The sequence below is a fragment of the Xanthomonas sp. NCPPB 3442 genome, assembly GCF_056725145.1.
Genome location: NZ_CM161514.1, coordinates 1,779,469 through 1,797,002, shown reverse-complemented (window position 1 = coordinate 1,797,002; position 17,534 = coordinate 1,779,469). Strand labels below are relative to the sequence as shown.

The 17,534-nt window shown below is 65.5% G+C and carries 13 protein-coding genes and 2 pseudogenes; 13 read left to right on the top strand and 2 right to left on the bottom strand.

What is annotated here, in order from left to right; translation table 11 throughout:
* Positions 1-2 precede the first annotated feature (2 nt).
* The 3 genes from AC1POX_RS07665 (at position 3) to bamA (ending at position 5,016) form a co-directional block, all read left to right on the top strand.
* A complete protein-coding gene (locus AC1POX_RS07665; protein WP_127171364.1) occupies positions 3-1,193 on the top strand; it encodes a 1-deoxy-D-xylulose-5-phosphate reductoisomerase in 1,191 nt (396 codons plus the stop codon).
* A 26-nt stretch (positions 1,194-1,219) separates the two neighbouring features.
* Entirely contained in the window at positions 1,220-2,566 is a 1,347-nt protein-coding gene (gene rseP / locus AC1POX_RS07660; RefSeq protein WP_209260947.1) for an RIP metalloprotease RseP, read from the top strand.
* Positions 2,567-2,649: 83 nt separating this feature from the next.
* Positions 2,650-5,016 (top strand): outer membrane protein assembly factor BamA, encoded by a 2,367-nt coding sequence (bamA, locus tag AC1POX_RS07655; protein WP_372356925.1) that lies wholly within the window; start codon positions 2,650-2,652, stop codon positions 5,014-5,016.
* A gap of 76 nt (positions 5,017-5,092) precedes the next feature.
* Here the strand turns inward: bamA and AC1POX_RS07650 are convergent, their stop codons facing one another.
* Positions 5,093-5,284, bottom strand: coding sequence for a hypothetical protein (locus AC1POX_RS07650; protein ID WP_011346890.1), 192 nt, complete (start codon positions 5,282-5,284; stop codon positions 5,093-5,095).
* Positions 5,285-5,412: 128 nt separating this feature from the next.
* Between AC1POX_RS07650 and lpxD the strand changes: the two genes are divergently transcribed.
* The 9 genes and pseudogenes from lpxD (at position 5,413) to AC1POX_RS07605 (ending at position 16,042) form a co-directional block, all read left to right on the top strand.
* Positions 5,413-6,426, top strand: coding sequence for a UDP-3-O-(3-hydroxymyristoyl)glucosamine N-acyltransferase (gene lpxD / locus AC1POX_RS07645; protein ID WP_014089746.1), 1,014 nt, complete (start codon positions 5,413-5,415; stop codon positions 6,424-6,426).
* Positions 6,423-6,881: a 3-hydroxyacyl-ACP dehydratase FabZ gene (gene fabZ, locus AC1POX_RS07640; protein WP_003485378.1), complete on the top strand. Its 459-nt coding sequence runs from the start codon at positions 6,423-6,425 to the stop codon at positions 6,879-6,881. The genes lpxD and fabZ overlap by 4 nt, the downstream gene beginning before the upstream one ends.
* 25 nt (positions 6,882-6,906) lie before the next feature.
* Positions 6,907-7,698 (top strand): acyl-ACP--UDP-N-acetylglucosamine O-acyltransferase, encoded by a 792-nt coding sequence (gene lpxA, locus AC1POX_RS07635; RefSeq protein WP_011346889.1) that lies wholly within the window; start codon positions 6,907-6,909, stop codon positions 7,696-7,698.
* A gap of 29 nt (positions 7,699-7,727) precedes the next feature.
* Positions 7,728-8,999 (top strand): lipid-A-disaccharide synthase, encoded by a 1,272-nt coding sequence (gene lpxB / locus AC1POX_RS07630; protein WP_372356924.1) that lies wholly within the window; start codon positions 7,728-7,730, stop codon positions 8,997-8,999.
* Complete coding sequence (locus AC1POX_RS07625; protein ID WP_051876393.1) at positions 8,996-9,733, top strand: ribonuclease HII; 738 nt, start codon at positions 8,996-8,998, stop codon at positions 9,731-9,733. Before lpxB ends, AC1POX_RS07625 begins: the two co-directional genes overlap by 4 nt.
* A gap of 223 nt (positions 9,734-9,956) precedes the next feature.
* Positions 9,957-13,547 (top strand): DNA polymerase III subunit alpha, encoded by a 3,591-nt coding sequence (gene dnaE / locus AC1POX_RS07620; RefSeq protein WP_372356923.1) that lies wholly within the window; start codon positions 9,957-9,959, stop codon positions 13,545-13,547.
* A gap of 183 nt (positions 13,548-13,730) precedes the next feature.
* Positions 13,731-14,690 (top strand): acetyl-CoA carboxylase carboxyltransferase subunit alpha, encoded by a 960-nt coding sequence (locus tag AC1POX_RS07615; protein WP_014089741.1) that lies wholly within the window; start codon positions 13,731-13,733, stop codon positions 14,688-14,690.
* Between the two features lie 57 nt (positions 14,691-14,747).
* Complete coding sequence (locus tag AC1POX_RS07610; RefSeq protein ID WP_218495724.1) at positions 14,748-15,503, top strand: tetratricopeptide repeat protein; 756 nt, start codon at positions 14,748-14,750, stop codon at positions 15,501-15,503.
* Between the two features lie 24 nt (positions 15,504-15,527).
* Positions 15,528-16,042 (top strand): annotated as a pseudogene (locus AC1POX_RS07605) (hypothetical protein).
* Positions 16,043-16,246: 204 nt separating this feature from the next.
* Here the strand turns inward: AC1POX_RS07605 and AC1POX_RS07600 are convergent.
* On the bottom strand, positions 16,247-16,693 hold the full coding sequence (locus tag AC1POX_RS07600; RefSeq protein WP_008578268.1) for a CopD family protein: 447 nt from the start codon (positions 16,691-16,693) through the stop codon (positions 16,247-16,249).
* A gap of 26 nt (positions 16,694-16,719) precedes the next feature.
* Between AC1POX_RS07600 and AC1POX_RS07595 the strand changes: the two are divergent.
* Positions 16,720-17,369, top strand: a pseudogene (locus AC1POX_RS07595) (methyltransferase).
* Positions 17,370-17,534: the final 165 nt, after the last annotated feature.

Sequence of the window (17,534 nt, the reverse complement as noted above, 5' to 3'; positions counted from 1 at the left end):
GCATGGCTGGCTCCTCTCTCCGTCAGGTCGCCGTGTTCGGCGCCACCGGCTCGATCGGTGCATCGGCACTGGACGTGATCGCGCGTCACCCCGAGCGGCTGCGCGCCAGCGTGCTGTCGGCCGGCAGCAAGGTCGATGAGCTGCTGGCGCTGTGCGCCACCCACCGGCCTGCGCATGCGGTGATTGCCGATGCAGCGCTGTATCCCGCGCTGCGCGATGGCCTGCGCGCGCTGGGCCTGGCGACCCAGGCGCACGCCGGCGCCGAGGCGTTGGACGCACTGGCGAGCGGCGATGTGTGCGACACCGTGGTGGCGGCGATCGTGGGTGCGGCCGGGCTGCCGTCTACGCTGGCGGCAGCGCGCGCCGGCAAGCGTCTGTTGCTGGCCAACAAGGAATCGCTGGTGCTGGCTGGCGAGCTGCTGACCCGCACCGCAGCCGCTGCCGGCGCTGAAATCATTCCGATCGACAGCGAACACAGCGCCATCTTCCAGTGCCTGCGCTCCTGCGACGCCAGCCGCGGCGTGCGCCGGGTCATCCTGACTGCCTCCGGTGGCCCGTTCCGCGGCCGCGACCGCGCGGCACTTGCCGCAGTCACGCCCGCGCAGGCAGTGGCGCATCCCAAGTGGTCGATGGGCCCGAAGATCTCGGTGGATTCGGCAACCCTGATGAACAAGGGCCTGGAAGTCATCGAGGCGCATCACCTGTTCGGACTGCCGGGCGAGCAGATCGATGTGCTGGTGCATCCGCAGAGCCTGGTGCATTCGCTGGTGGAATTCGTCGACGGCTCCACGCTTGCCCAGCTTGGCCTGCCGGACATGCGTACCACCCTGGCGGTGGGCTTGGCCTGGCCGGAGCGGGTCGACTCCGGCGTCGGCGGGCTGGACCTGCTTCGCCAGGGCCGGCTGGATTTCGAGGCCCCCGACACCGCCGCGTTCCCATGTCTGCGCCTGGCCTGGGACGCGTTACGGGCCGGCGGCACCGCCCCGGCAATCCTGAACGCGGCCAATGAAGTGGCTGTTTCAGCCTTTCTTCAGGGCCAGGTGGGTTTCCTAGCGATCCCTGCGTTGGTCGAACACACACTGACAACGCTCCCGCGGCACAATGCCGATTCCCTCGACACCCTGCTTTTTGCCGATGCGCAAGCCCGGCAAATCACTGAACGCGCCCTCGCCCACCACGCCCTTCATGCCTGATCGTTCCACGCACGCGAGTTGCACACATGGGTGATTTCATCGGTTCGGTCTGGTGGATGATCGTCAGCCTGGGCGTGTTGGTGACCTTTCACGAATTCGGGCATTTCTGGGTGGCGCGGCGCTGCGGCGTCAAGGTGCTGCGCTTTTCGGTGGGCTTCGGCAAACCGCTGTGGATGCGCCGCGACCGCCACGGCACCGAGTTCGTGGTTGCCGCGATTCCGCTGGGCGGCTACGTCAAAATGCTCGACGAGCGCGAAGGCGACGTGCATCCGGCCGAGCAGGACCAAGCCTTCAATCGCAAGACCGTGTGGCAGCGCATCGCGATCGTCGCAGCCGGTCCAATTGCCAACCTGTTGCTGTGCATGGCGATGCTGTGGGCGATGTTCGTGGTAGGCAAGCAGGATTATTCGGCAACCATTGGTCGGGCCGATGGCCTGGCCGCCGAGGCCGGGCTGGGCCCGGGCGAGCGCATCGTGCGCATCGACGGTCGCAGCGTGAGCAGCTGGAGCGATGCCAGCATGCAGCTCACCACTGCGGCAATGGACAGGCGCGATGTCCGCGTCCTGACCACCTCTGACACTGCGGGCAGCAGTGAGCACACCTTGCGCTTGTCGCAGCTGCCGCTCGGTTTCGACGAACGCCGCGTGGCCGCACTGGCCGGCATCGGCTGGCAGTTCATGCTGCAGCCACCGGTGATTGCCGAAGTGGTGAAGGGCTCGGTGGCCGATGGCCTGCTCAAGCCGGGCGACCGCATCATGGCCATCGACGGCCAGCCAATCCGCTCGGCCGAAGACATCATTCCGCAAGTGCAGGCATTGGGCGCCCACGGTGGGCCGGGCATGATCGAGGTGGCGCGCGGCGAAGACCGGCTGGCGCTGGAAATTGCCCCGCGCAAGTCGCCGCAGGGCCAATGGATGATCGGCGTGCGTCCGGCCGCCGCGCCGGCTCCGGAATACGACAGCCGCCAGCAGTACGGGCTGTTCGCCGCCGTGCCGGCTGCGATCCGCGAAACCGGTCGGATGACCGCCGACTCGCTGGGCATGATGAAGCGCATGCTGACCGGCCAGGCCTCGGTCAAGAACATCTCCGGCCCGGTCACCATTGCGCGTGCCGCCAACGCCTCGGCCGAACGCGGGCTCGACTGGTTCCTGTATTTCCTCGGATTGCTGTCGCTCAGCCTTGCGATCATCAACCTGATGCCCATCCCGATCTTGGACGGTGGGCATCTGCTGTATTACCTTATCGAGTTGATCAAGGGCAGCCCGATCAGCGAACGGGCCATGATTGCCGGACAATACGTCGGCCTGGCGGTCCTGGCCGGGTTGATGGGACTGGCGTTCTACAACGACATCCTCGGCCTGGTTCCACGATGAAGCTGCTCCACTCTTTCCGCCTGTTGTCGTCGTCATACGCCGGCATCCAGCAACACCCGAATACGACTCCAACCGGATGTGACATGACGCGTCTTCCCACTCGCCGCCTGCTTGCCCTCGCTCTTGCCGCCGGCCTCAGCCTGCCGGCCGTTGCTCTGGCCGTCGAGCCGTTCGTTGCCAGCGACATCCGCGTCGACGGCCTGCAGCGCATCGCCTCCGGCACCGTATTCACCTATCTGCCGGTGAACCGCGGCGACACCGTGGACGATGCCAAGGTGGCCGACGCGATCCGTGCGCTCTACCGCACCGGCTTCTTCGAGGACGTGCAACTGGACCGCCAGGGCAACATCCTGGTGATCACGGTCAAGGAGCGCCCGGCGATCAACAAGCTCACCGTGACCGGCAACAAGGACATCAAGTCCGAGGAACTGCTCAAGGGCCTGGGTGACATCGGCCTGTCCGAGGGCGGCACCTTCGATCGCCTGAGCCTGGACCGCGTGACCCAGGAACTGACCCGCCAGTACAACAACCGCGGCAAGTACAACGTGGAAATCACCCCGACGGTGAGTCCGCTGGACCGTAACCGCGTCGACGTGGCCATCGCGATCAAGGAAGGCAAGGCGGCCAAGATCCGCCACGTCAACCTGATCGGTACGGAAAAGTTCGCCAACGAGGACATCCTGGACAACTGGGAATCCAAGGAGCACAACTGGGCCTCGTGGTACCGCCGCGACGACCAGTACTCCAAGGAAAAGATGTCCGGCGACCTGGAAAAGCTCAACTCCTGGTACCTGGACCGCGGCTATGTCGACTTCAGCATCGACTCCACCCAGGTCTCGATCAGCCCCGACAAGCGCGATATGTTCATCAGCGCCGGCGTCACCGAGGGCGAGCAGTACAAGATTTCCGAAATCAAGGTGACCGGCGACACCGTGCTGCCGCAGGCCGACATCGAGCGCCTGGTGATCCCCAAGGCCGGCGACATCTTCTCGCGTGCATTGCTGGAGTACACCTCCGATGCGATCACCAACACGCTGAGCAACGTCGGCTACGCGTTCGCCAAGGTCAACCCGATCCCGACGCCGAACCGCGAAGACCGCACCGTGGCAGTGAACCTGCAGGTGGTGCCCGGCCCGCGCGTGACCGTGCGCCGCATCCTCTACAAGGGCAACAGCCGCACCTCCGACGAGGTCTTGCGCCGCGAAATGCGCCAGTTCGAGAACACTTGGTACTCGCAGGCGGCGATCGACCGTTCCAAGATCCGCCTGCAGCGGTTGGGCTACTTCGAAAGCGTGGACGTGGAAACGCCCGCGGTGCCCGGCAGCAACGACCAGGTCGACGTGGTCTACAACGTCAAGGAGACCACCTCCGGCAGCTTCGTGTTCGGCCTGGGCTACTCGCAGAGCTTCGGTGTGACCACCTCGGTGCAGTTGTCGCAGAACAACTTCCTGGGTGGCGGTAACCGCGTGGCAGTGGAGGCTTCGCGCAGCAGCTACCAGCAACGCTACGCGTTCTCCTACACCAATCCGTTCTTTACCGACGACGGCGTGTCGCTGGGCTACAACCTGTCCTGGCGCGCGCTGGATTACTCGGACTTCAATACCGCACAGTTCAACAGCAAGAATGGTTCGGCGCAGGTGGTGTTCGGCGTGCCGATCACCGAAAACGACACCGTCTCGGCGATGGTGGGTATCGACAGCAACCAGATCACGACCTTCGCGGGCACCACACCGCAGGCGATCATCGACTACATCAATGCGATCGGCACGCGCACCTTCCATGCCTGGCGCACGGAGCTGGGCTGGGCACGCGACACCCGCAACGACTTCTTCATGCCGACCCGCGGCATGTACCAACGCGTGGGCCTGGAGACCACCCTGCCCGGCTCCACGGTCGAGTACTACAAGCTCAACTACCAGATCTCCAACTACTGGCCGATCATTCCGGCGCTGGTGTTGAACACGCGCTTCGAACTGGGCTACGGCGACAGTTACGGGCAGGACAGCACCCGCGTGCTGACCAACCCGGATGGCAGCACCCGCACGGTCACCGCCACCGGCCTGCCGTTCTACGAGAACTTCTACGCCGGCGGCACCAATTCGGTTCGTGGCTTCGAAGACAACACCCTGGGCCCGCGTTCGGAAGCGATCAATGGCTTTACCCGCGGCCAGCCGTTGGGTGGCTCGTTCAAGACGGTGGGCTCGGTGGAAATGTATTTCCCCAAGCTGTTCGACAGCCCGTCGGCGCGCGTTTCGGCATTCGTCGACTTCGGTAACGTGTACAACGGGGTGGACAACTTCAAGGCCAACGAGTTGCGCGCCTCTACCGGTGTGGCGCTGTTGTGGCGCGCGCCTGTCGGCCCCATTTCGATCAGCTACGCATTCCCGCTGAAGAAGGAAGACAACGACGAGATCGAGCGTCTGCAGTTCACCTTCGGCGGCCAGTTCTAAGATTGGCACGCGAAACAATGGCGGCCCGGACGCCCGGGCCGCCATTGTTGTTTGAACACCCTGGTATGAAACAGCTTTAGAAGTAGTTGTTCCAGACATTGCCCAGGCAGGTGGCGGTGGCGCCCCAATCGGATGCGTCCACGCATTGCACCTGCTGGTCCCAGAAGCTCAGCGCGCTGGTGCGCTGCTGCGCGAAATCGTCGGCCGATGCACTGGTGATTGCGCCCAGCAGGATCACGCTACCGAAAATGGAGAGAACAGTTTTCATATGTTTCTTCCTGGGTTCGCCGCATCGTTGCGGCCCGGCAAGCAATACGCTCGACTGTTTAGCCAACTTTTGGCGACGTTTTCCCCCTGTTAAACCAGCCACTTACCGTTTACGCGAGGTTTACCCTGATGCGATTGACCGCCAGTGCGATTGCCGAACAATTCGGGTTAACCGTCGTCGGTGACGGCACCACTGAAGTCAGCGGCGTCGCCACCCTGGCCCATGCCGGCGCAGGCCAGCTGAGTTTTCTGTCCAACCCGCGCTATCGTCCGCAACTGGCCGACACCCAGGCCGCCGTCGTGGTGCTGCGTGCCGACGATGCCGACGCCGCCAAGGGCACCGTGCTGGTCGCCAAGGATCCGTATACCGCATTCGCCAAGATCGCCGCGCTGTTCGACGTGGCACCGGTGCGCGAACCGGGCATCCATGCCTCTGCGGTGATCGACCCGACCGCCCAGGTCTCGGCCACCGCCCATGTCGGTCCGTTCGTCAGCATCGGTGCGCGTAGCCGCGTGGGCGATGGCTGCGTGATCGGCACCGGCAGCATCATCGGCGAGGACTGCGTGGTGGACGAGGGCAGCGAACTGCTCGCCCGCGTCACCCTGGTCACGCGCGTGCGGTTGGGCAAGCGCGTGCGCATCCATCCCGGCGCGGTGATCGGCGCCGACGGCTTCGGCCTGGCCATGGATGCCGGGCACTGGATCAAGGTGCCCCAGCTCGGCGGTGTTGTGATCGGCGACGACTGCGAAATCGGTGCCAATACCTGCATCGACCGCGGTGCGCTGGAAGACACCGTGCTGGAAGAAGACGTGCGCGTGGACAACCTGGTGCAGATCGCGCACAACTGCCGCATCGGCGCGCACAGTGCGATCGCTGGCTGCACCGGCATTGCCGGTAGCGCCAAGATCGGCCGTTATTGCCTGCTGGGCGGGCATGTCGGCGTGGTCGGCCACCTGGAGATCTGCGACAAGGTGGTGATCACCGGCAAGTCTGTCGTGCGTAATTCCATCCATGAGCCGGGCGAGTACTCGTCCGGCACCCCTCTCACCGACAATCGCACGTGGCGCAAAAACGCCGCGCGCTTCAAGCAGCTTGATGTGCTCGCTAGGCGCATCCTGGCTGTGGGCAAGGAGAAAGAATGAGCCACCACGTTTACGAACTGCCGATCGACGTCAGTCAAATCCAGACGCTGCTCCCGCACCGTTACCCGTTTCTGCTGGTCGACCGCATCCTCGAACTCGATCTTGAAACCAAGTGGATCGTGGCGCAGAAGAACGTCAGCATCAACGAGCCGTTCTTCCAGGGCCATTTTCCGAACCGCCCGGTGATGCCTGGCGTGCTGATCATCGAGGCGCTGGCGCAGGTCGGCGGCGTGATGACCCAGCTCGGTCTGGGCCGCGATGCCTTGTCGCAGCTGTTCTATATGGTCAAGGTGGACAAGGCCCGCTTCAACAAGCAGGTGGTCCCGGGTGACGTATTGATCATGGAAGTGCAGATGAAGCGCCTGATCCGCAACGTGGGATGCTTCTACGGCGAAGCCAAGGTCGATGGCGAAGTGGTGGCCAGTGCCGAGGTGATGTGCGCCGGCGCCAGGTAATCACCCGCTTTCGGAGTAAGACACGATGCGCGATTCAACACCTTTGATTCATCCGACGGCGGTCATCGATCCATCGGCAACGCTGGCAGACGACGTCCGCGTCGGCGCCTTCTCGTTGATCGGCGCCGATGTGCAGATCGGGGCGGGCACCGAGGTGGGGCCACATTGCTCGATCCACGGCCCGACCCGGATCGGTCGCAACAACCGCTTCATCGGCCACGCCGCGATCGGCGGCGAACCGCAGGACAAGAAGTACGCTGGCGAGCGCACCGAACTGGTGATCGGCGACGGCAACGTGATCCGCGAATTCGTCACCATCAATCGCGGCACCGGCGGCGGCGGCGGCGTCACCGTGGTCGGCAACGACAACTGGATGCTGGCCTATACGCACGTGGCGCACGACTGCCATGTAGGCAACCACTGCGTGTTTTCCAACAACACCACGCTCGCCGGCCACGTCACCGTGGGCGACTACGTAATCATCAGCGGCTTTGCCGGCGCGCATCAGTTTTGCCGCATCGGCGCGCATGCCTTCCTGGGCATGGGCGCGCTGACCAATGGCGACGTCCCGCCGTTCACCATGGTGGGCAGCGACTCGCTGGGGCGTCCGCGCGGCATCAATAGCGAAGGGCTCAAGCGTCGCGGTTTCGACGCCGAACGCATCACCGCGATCAAGCGCGCCTACCGCACGCTGTACGTGGCCGGCCTGCCGCTGGCCGATGCCAAGCTGCAGCTGGCCGAACAGGCCAAGAGCAGCGAGGATGTGCGCGGCATGCTCGAGTTCATCGAAGCGGCAGAACGGCCGTTGTTACGATGAAGGCCGGGATTCGGGATTCGGGATTGGGGATGCAAAGCGTCCACACCACACAGGGCGAAGTCGTGCACGACGCGCTGACCAATCCCCAATCCCCAATCCCCAATCCCCGCGCCCCCCGCATCGCGCTGATCGCTGGCGAGGCCTCTGGCGACATCCTGGGCGCGGGACTGATCGAGCAGCTGCGGCTGCGCTATCCGAATGCCGAATTCGTCGGCATCGGTGGCGATGCGATGCGTGGGGTCGGTTGCCAGACCTGGTTCGATGCCAGCGAGCTGGCGGTGATGGGCCTGACCGAGGTGCTGCGGCATTTGCCGCGCCTGCTCAAGCTGCGCAGCGCGTTCCGCGAGCGGGTGCTGGCGTGGAAGCCGGACGTGTTCATCGGCATCGACGCGCCGGATTTCAACCTCCCGGTGGAACGCTGGCTCAAGCAGCGCGGGATCAAGACCGTGCACTACGTCAGCCCGTCGGTGTGGGCGTGGCGCGAGAAGCGTGCCGAAAAAATCGGCGTCAGCGCCGATCTGGTGCTGTGCCTGTTTCCGATGGAACCGCCGATCTACGCCAGGCATGGCGTGGACGCCCGTTTTGTCGGCCACCCGATGGCCGACGATATCGCCTACCAGGCCGACCGCGCAGCGGCGCGCGCAACGCTGGGCCTGTCCGCCTCCAGCACCGTCCTGGCAGTGTTGCCGGGCAGCCGGCACGGCGAAATCAGCCGCCTCGGCGACACCTTTTTCCAGGCCGCCTGGCTGGTGTCCGAGCACTTGCCCAACCTGCACGTGCTGGTACCGGCCGCCAATCCGGGCTGCAAGCAACTGCTGGCCGAGCAGCTCTCACGCTCGTCGCTGCCGGTGATGCGCTCGCACCTGCTCGACGGCCAGGCACGCACTGCGATGCTGGCCGCCGACGTGGTGCTGCTGGCCTCCGGCACCGCCACGCTGGAAGCGATGCTGGTCAAGCGCCCGATGGTGGTGGGCTACAAGGTCGCACCGCTCACCTACCGCATCGTCAAGCTGCTGGGCCTGCTCAAGGTCAACCGCTACGCCCTGCCCAATATCCTGGCCAATGACGACCTGGCGCCGGAACTGATGCAGGACGACTGCACCGCCGAGCGCCTGTGCGTGGCGCTGCTGGACTGGTTCAAACACCCCGACAAGGTCGCCGCCCTGCAACCGCGCTACCTGGCCCTGCATGCGCAGTTGCGCCGCGACGCGTCGGCGCGGGCAGCGGATGCGGTGGCCGGGCTGCTGGAAGGCAGGGATTCGGAGGTCGGGATTGGGGATTCGGCAGGAGCGAAGGCATGAAAATCATTGCTTTAGGCACCCAAGCCGATAGCGCCGACGCTGAGGCGCGCCAGTCGCCCTTGTTTGACCAATCCCAAATCCCGAATGTCGAATCCCGGCGTTTGATCGCCGGCGTCGACGAAGCTGGCCGCGGCCCGCTGGCCGGTCCGGTGGCCGTGGCGGCCGTGGTGTTCGACCCCGGCAAACCACGCATCAATGGGCTGGACGATTCCAAGCAGCTCACGGCCGAGCGGCGCGAGCAGCTGTATGCGCGCATCGTCGACCGGGCGCTGGCGTGGTCGGTGGTGTTGATCCACAGCGAAGAGATCGACCGCATCAATATCTACCAGGCGACCATGCTCGGCATGCGGCGCGCGGTGGAAGGCGTGGCGCATGTGGCCGGGTTCGCGCGCATCGATGGCAACCGCGTGCCCAAAGGCCTGCCCTGCCCGGCCGAGGCATTGATCGGTGGCGACGCGCTGGACCGCGCCATCATGGCCGCCTCGATCGTGGCCAAGGTGACGCGCGACCGGCTTATGCACGAACTGCACACGCGGCACCCGGAATATCGCTTCGATCAGCACAAGGGCTACAGCACGCCGGTGCATCTGGCCGCGTTGCAAACCCACGGGCCATGCCCCCAGCACCGGCGCAGTTTTGCGCCGGTGCGCCTGGCGCTGGAAGGCCGCAACCCGGGGCCCGGGACCCGGGACCCGGAACAGCTGCAGGTGGGCCGGTTGGTGGTGCCGCTTTAGAGGTCGGGACCCGGGACCCGGGACTCGGAAAAGCAACAGCACAGCAACAGCCAGGAAACGACGAGTGGCGTCCCGACACGTCTTCCCGCTTTGCTTTCCCAGGTCCCCGGTGCCGGGTCCCGGCTCCTCAAGCCTGGCAGGTCCCCGGTCCCGCCCCCAGCTGTCAAGCCTTGTTCGCCCCCGCCCCCGCCGGTACCCTGACCGCGCATTATTCCGGTCCCGCATGTCCACTTCCCGCTTCGTCCATCTGCACGTCCACACCGAGTTCTCGCTGGCGGATTCCACCATCCGTGTGCCCGAGAAACCGGATCAGGCTGACCCGAAAAAGGCCAAGCAGGCCAACCTGCTGAGCCGGGCAGTCGAACTCGACATGCCCGCGCTGGCGGTCACCGATCTCAACAACCTGTTCGCGCTGGTCAAGTTCTACAAGGCGGCCGAAAGCGTGGGCATCAAGCCGATCGCCGGCGCCGATGTGATGATCGCCACCCCGGACATGACGCCCTGGCGCATGACCCTGCTGTGCCGCGACCGCGAGGGCTACCTGAGCCTGTCGCGGCTGCTCACCCGCGCCTGGATGGAAGGCCACCGCCCCGAAGGCGGCGTGGCGATCCATCCGGAATGGCTGCAGGCCGGGCACGCCAACCTGTTTGCGCTGGCCGGCCGCGACAGCCTGGCCGGGCGCCTGTTCAACGAGGGCCGCGCGGACCTGGCCGAGCAACAGCTGGCCGACTGGCAGCGCGTGTTCGGCGATGGCCTGCACCTGGAGCTCACCCGCACCGGGCGCGAGGGCGAAGAACGCTTCAACCAGTTCGCCCTGCACGCCGCCGGCGTGCGCGGGCTGCCGGTAGTGGCCAGCAACGACGTGCGTTTTTTGTACGCCAGCGACTTCAATGCGCACGAAGCGCGCGTCTGCATTTCCTCTGGCCGCGTGCTCGACGACCCCAAGCGCCCGCGCGAGTACAGCGACCAGCAGTACATGAAGTCCAGCGAGGAGATGGCGGCGCTGTTCGCCGACATCCCCGACGCCATCGACAACACCCACGCGCTGGCGCAGCGCTGCAACATCGAGATGCGCCTGGGCACCTACTTCCTGCCCGCCTACCCGGTGCCGGAAGACGAGACCCTGGACAGCTGGATCCGCAGCCAGTCGCGACAGGGTCTGGCCGCACGCCTGGAAAAGAACCCGATCGCGCCGGGCAAGACCCGCCAGGACTATGTGGACCGGCTCGAATTCGAGCTGGACACCATCATCAAGATGGGCTTTCCCGGCTACTTCCTGATCGTGGCCGACTTCATCCAGTGGGGCAAAAACCAGGGCATTCCGATCGGCCCGGGCCGCGGTTCCGGTGCCGGCTCGCTGGTGGCCTGGGCGCTGCAGATCACCGACCTGGACCCATTGCCCTACAACCTGCTGTTCGAGCGCTTTTTGAATCCAGAACGCGTGTCGATGCCCGACTTCGACATCGACTTCTGCATGGACCGCCGCGACGAAGTCATCGACTACGTGGCGCGCAAATACGGCCGCGAACGCGTCAGCCAGATCATCACCTACGGCACCATGGCCGCCAAGGCGGTGGTGCGCGATGCCGGGCGCGTGCTGGGCTTCTCGTATGGGCTGGTGGACAGCGTGGCCAAGCTGATCCCCAACATCCTGGGCATCACGCTCAAGGACGCGATGGGCGAAGGCAAGGACTCGGAGATGGCCTCGCCGGACCTGATCCAGCGCTACCAGGTCGAAGACGACGTGCGCGACCTGATGGACCTGGCGCGCCAGCTCGAAGACCTCACCCGCAACGCCGGCAAGCACGCCGGCGGCGTGGTGATCGCCCCCGATCCACTCTCCGAGTTCTGCCCGCTGTTCGCCGAACACGACGAAGATGGCCGCGGCAAGAACCCGGTGACCCAGTTCGACAAGGACGACGTCGAAGCGGTGGGCCTGGTGAAGTTCGACTTCCTCGGCCTGCGCACGCTGACCATCATCGATTGGGCGGTCAAGGCGATCAACGTGCGCCACGCGCGCGCCGGCATCGACCCGGTGGACATCACCGCCATTCCGCTCGACGACGTGCCCACCTACAAGGGCGTGTTCGCCTCGGGCAATACTGGTGCGGTGTTCCAGTTCGAATCCTCGGGCATGCGCCGCCTGCTCAAGGACGCGCGCCCGGACCGCTTCGAGGACCTGATCGCGCTGGTGTCGCTGTACCGTCCCGGCCCGATGGACCTGATCCCGGACTTCAACGCGCGCAAGCACGGCCAGCAGGAGATCGTCTACCCCGATCCGCGCACCGAAGTCATCCTGAAAGACACCTACGGCATCATGGTGTATCAGGAGCAGGTGATGCAGATGGCGCAGATCGTCGGCGACTATTCGCTGGGCGGCGCCGACCTGCTGCGTCGCGCGATGGGCAAGAAGGTGCCGGCCGAAATGGCCAAGCACCGCGAAATCTTCCGCGAAGGTGCGGCCAAGGGCGGCGTGAGCGCAGCCAAGGCCGACGAAATCTTCGACCTGATGGAGAAGTTCGCCGGCTACGGCTTCAACAAGTCGCACGCCGCCGCCTACGCGTTGGTCAGCTACCAGACCGCGTGGCTGAAACGGCATTACCCGGCCGAATTCATGGCCGCCACGCTGTCCTCTGACATGGACAACACCGACAAGGTGGTCGGCTTTCTCGATGAAGTGCGCAACCTCGGCCTCACCGTCAAGCCGCCGCGCGTCAACGAATCGGCCTACATGTTCGAGGCCGCCAGCCCGGACACCATCCAGTACGGCCTGGGCGCGATCAAGGGCGTCGGCCAGGGCGCCTGCGAGGCGATCGTCGAAGAACGCCAGCGCGGCGGCCCCTACACCACGCTGCTGGATTTCTGCACGCGCGTGGGCACCGCAAAGCTCAACCGGCGCACGCTGGAAGCGATGATCAATGCCGGCGCGATGGATGGGCTGGGCAAGAACCGCGCCTCGCTGATGCTGCAGCTGCCCGAGGTGATGAAGGCCACCGAGCAGATGGCGCGTGAACGCGCCTCCGGGCAGAACTCGCTGTTCGGCGGGCCGGACCCGAGCGCCCCGGCAATGCGCCTGGACCTGCCCGAAAGCAAGGAATGGCCGTTGGGCCAGCTGCTCACCGGCGAGCGCGAAACGCTGGGCTTCTATCTCAGCGGCCACCCGTTCGACCCGCACCGCGAAGAAGTGCGCGAGCTGGTTGGCTGCGACCTGGGTGCGCTGGAAAAGATCCTGGCCTCGCAACAACGTGGCGGCGGTGGGGGCGGTGGCGATGGCGAAAAACGCGCCTGGCGGCCGGAAGTGAGCGCGATCCTGGCCGGCCAGGTGGTCGGCGTACGCCGCAAGGGCGACAGCCAGGTGTTCGTGCAGCTCGAAGACGGCCGCGGCCGGGTCGAATGCAGCGCGTTTTCCGATGCGATGGCCGAGTTCGGCCACCTGCTCACCCGCGACCGCATCCTGATCGTCAAGGGCGGCCTGCGCGAGGACGAATTCAACGGCGGCTACAGCCTGCGCATCCGCCAGTGCTGGGACTACGAGCAGATCTGCGCCGACCACGCGCAGCGGCTGTCGCTGCGCCTGGACCTGCGCGAAAAGCAGGCCTTCAAGCGCATCGACGCCCTGCTGGCCAAGCACCGCCCCGGCAAGACGCCCCTGCGCCTGGACTTGCTGCTACGCGCGCCCAGCGGCGGCGTGGCCGGCATGCTCGACCTCAACGGCAACCACTCGGTGCGCATCGACCAGCAGCTGATGGACAGCCTGCGCGCAGACCCGGCGGTGCGGACGGTGAAGATCAAGTACAGCCCGCCGTGGGCGTGAGGGGCCGGGATTGGGGATTGGAGATTGGGGATTTGTAACGGCAGTCTACTGGCACGTCGAAGCCGCGATAGTGCTCTTGCGAATCCCGGATCCCCAATCCCGGCCATGCAACCGCACGGCTGCGTACGGGCCAGCCACACCGCTTCAGCTACACTCCCCGCCTTACGTTGACGACGCCATTGCATGAATCCTAACTACCTCGACTTCGAGCAACCCATCGCCGATCTGGAAGCAAAGATCCAGGAACTGCGCAAGGCCAGTACCGGGCCTGCGGTCAACGTGGAGACCGAAGTGCGGGCGCTGCGCGACAAGCTGCGCGTGCGCACCGCGCAGATCTTCCGCGATCTGTCGGCCTGGCAGGTCTCGCAGCTGGCGCGTCATCCGCAGCGCCCGTACACGCTGGACTACATCGACACCATCTGCGACGAATTCCAGGAGTTGGCCGGCGACCGCGCCTATGCCGACGACAGGGCCATCGTCGGTGGCCTGGGCCGCATCGACGGGCGCCCGGTGGTGATCATCGGCCACCAGAAGGGCCGCGACACCAAGACCAAGGTGGCGCGCAACTTCGGTATGCCGCGCCCGGAGGGCTACCGCAAGGCCTTGCGCCTGATGAAGCTGGCCGAGCGCTTCCGCCTGCCGCTGCTGACCTTCATCGACACCCCCGGCGCCTACCCTGGCATCGGCGCCGAAGAGCGCGGCCAGAGCGAGGCGATCGCGCGCAACCTGCTGGAAATGGCCGAGCTGAAAATTCCGGTGATCTGCACCGTCATCGGCGAAGGCGGCTCCGGCGGCGCGCTGGCCATCGGCGTGGGCGACCGCACCCTGATGCTGGAATACGGCACCTATTCGGTGATTTCGCCGGAAGGCTGCGCCTCGATCCTGTGGAAGGACGCGGCCAAGGCCAAGGACGCCGCCGAACAGCTCGGCCTGACCGCCAAGCGCCTGAAGGGCCTGGGCCTGGTCGACAAGGTGATCCGTGAACCCACCGGCGGTGCGCATCGCAATCCCGAACAGATGGGCAAGCGCCTGAAAGCGGTGCTGCTCAACGAGCTGGACGCGCTGGAAAAGATTCCAGTGGATGCGTTGCTGCAGCAGCGCTACGAGCGCCTGCGCAGCTATGGTGCCTACGAAGGGCATTGATTCGCACGATGGCCGGCCGCGCCCAGCGCGCGGCCATGGAAAGGACGCCACACCCGCATGTCTCCGCTCCTGCTGATCTCGCTGCTGCTGCAAGCCGCCTGCTGCGTCCACGTCGTGCGCAGCGGGCGGCCCCTGTACTGGATCTTCCTGCTGCTGGCGTTTTCGCTGCTGGCGGTGCTGGTCTATGTGTGCGTGGCGGTCATCCCCGATCTGCGCAACGACCCCAATGCACGCCGTCGCCTCAAGCGCGTGCGCAGCACCCTGGATCCGCAACGCGAACAGCGCGATGCCTCGCGCCGGCTGGATGTGGCCGACACTCCGGAAAATCGCCGCCAGCTCGCAGAGACCTTGCTGGCGCGCGGCGATTACGCCCAGGCCGCCGAGCATTACCAGGGCGCGTTGCGCGGCTTGTATCGCGATGATCCGCACCTGATGCTCGGTCTGGCCAAGGCCCAGTTCGGGCTGGGCCAGCCACAGCAGGCGCGGCAGACCCTGGATGCCTTGATCGCGGCCAATCCCAGCTTCCGCTCGCATGACGGGCATCTGCTGTATGCACGCGCGGTCGAAGGCAGCGGCGACACCGAGGCTGCGCTGCACGAGTACGAAACGCTGGCCCAAGGCTATCCGGGCGAAGAAGCGCGCGTGCGCTATGCACAACTGCTGCAGCGCATCGCACGCAATGACCAGGCCAGGGCGGTGTACGAACAGGTGCTGCGTCACGCCGCCGCCTCGCCCAAGCATTACCAACGCGAGCAACGCGCCTGGGTCGACCTGGCACGCAAGGGCCTGCGCGAGCTGGACACCAGCGCCTGAGGGCCGCCGACAAGACGCTCGCAGCTGCAGGTCACATGCATTGAATCGCTCGGCAACGAATCGCTCGGCACCTGATCAAGGCCATCAACGTGCAAAGGAAGCCTGAAATCGAGGCAGTTCTGAAAGCCGAGATCGATCATCTGCTGGAGCAATCCACACAGCGGTTTCGCAGCGGCGCCCTGGCGGAATCGCTCGCCCTGGGATTACAGGCGTGGGCGCTGATCCCCGAACCCAAGGCGAACTGGGACTATTACCCGCAAAGCCTGTCTGCAAGTTTCGTCAAGGATTACGCCGACCTGCACGATCAGGAAAACGTGCATCGATGGATCGAGGTGATGGCGCTGATGTACGACGACCCAGACCACACCGATCATCTTGTGCTGATGACCGAAGGCGAGGCGATGCTGCAGCTCGGCGATGAGGCACGTGCCTGCGCTGCCTTCGGCAAAATTCACGCGCTGTACGGCAAAAAGGGATTTGCCGGACACCAGAAACAGTATCTGGAGATGCTGATGAAGCAACACCCGACAGGCCCATGAATTCATGTTCGCTCTAGCACGGCCTCCAGGATTCATCGACCCTTGCTCTGGCGCGCACATCGCGACGTCACTGGCCGTCCCATCATGAAGCACCGCAGGCATTCGCGGTGGGACACCGGAATGCCCCGCATTTTTAGCAGTGGCAGCTGTGGGCACCTGCGCGCCGAAGCCGTCGGGCGTGCGTAGATGCGGTGCGCAATGCGCTCAGAACGGCTTGGCCAGCACCAGCCAGATCACGCCGACCAGCAGGATCACCGGTGCTTCATTGAACCAGCGCAACGCCCGCCCGCTGGGCACTGCACGCCCCTGTTCGGCGCCTTTGACCCAGCGGCCGGACACGATGTAGTGGGCCAGAATCAAGGCCACGGCAAACAGCTTGGCGTGCAACCAGCCGCCAGCGACCATCGTCGGGAAATCCGGAATGACCCGGTAGCCCTGCCATAGCACCGCGCCCAGCAGCAGCGCCAGACCGAGCATGCTGTGACCGAATGTGTAGAGCCGCCGCCCCATCAACACCAGGCGCGCGCGCACCGCGGTGTCGCTGCCGGCTTCGGCGATGTTGACCAGAATGCGCGGCAGGTAGAACACCGCGGCCATCCAGGCGATCACGAACAACAGATGGAAGGTCTTGATCCACAAATACAGGGTCATGCGCTGGCTCCGCTGGCTCGCGTAGGATGGCCCGCATTTTCACCTATCCGCGCGCGCGAAAGCAGCCAAGCCCATGCAGCAGTCCGCTCCCAAACAATACGACGCCCACTATTTCCGCCGCTGGTATCGCGATGCCGGCCTGGCCGATCCCGCGCGCCTGCGACGCAAGGTCGCACTCGCCGTCGCACAGGCCGAGTACTACCTGGAACGACCGATCCGCAGCGTGCTCGACGTCGGCTGCGGCGAGGCCGCGTGGCGCGCGCCGTTGTTGGCGTTGCGGCCGAAGCTGAGCTATCTGGGTTTCGACAGCAGCGCCTATGCGGTGCAGCGTTATGGCCGCAGCCGCCAGATCCACCCCGCCCGCTTCGGCGACTTCGCCTGGTTGCGCCCGTGCGCACCGGTGGACTTGCTGATCTGCTCGGACGTGCTGCATTACGTGCCCACCCGCGAATTCAACTAGGGCCTGCCTGGATTGGCCGAGATGTGCGCAGGCGTGGCGTTTCTGGAAGCCTTCGCCGAAGAAGATGCGTTCGAGGGCGATCACGACGGTTTCCAGGCGCGACCGGCGCGCTGGTATCGCAAGCGCTTCGCCAGCGTGGGCTTCGCTGCGCTGGGGTCGCACTGCTGGCTGTCGCCGCAGCTGGCTGACCAGGCATCGGCGCTGGAGCGCGGCTGAGCGGGATGGTGGCTGCCAGCGAGCAGCACGTGGGGTATCGCGTCGCCTGGAGCAATCGCTGCGTCGATCGCCCAGCACCTCCTCCCCGCTCCGCGCCCCTGCCCGCGCCTGTGGCGGGGCGCTCAAAGATGTGCGTCAGTGGTGCGCAAGGCCTGTCGTCGCGCC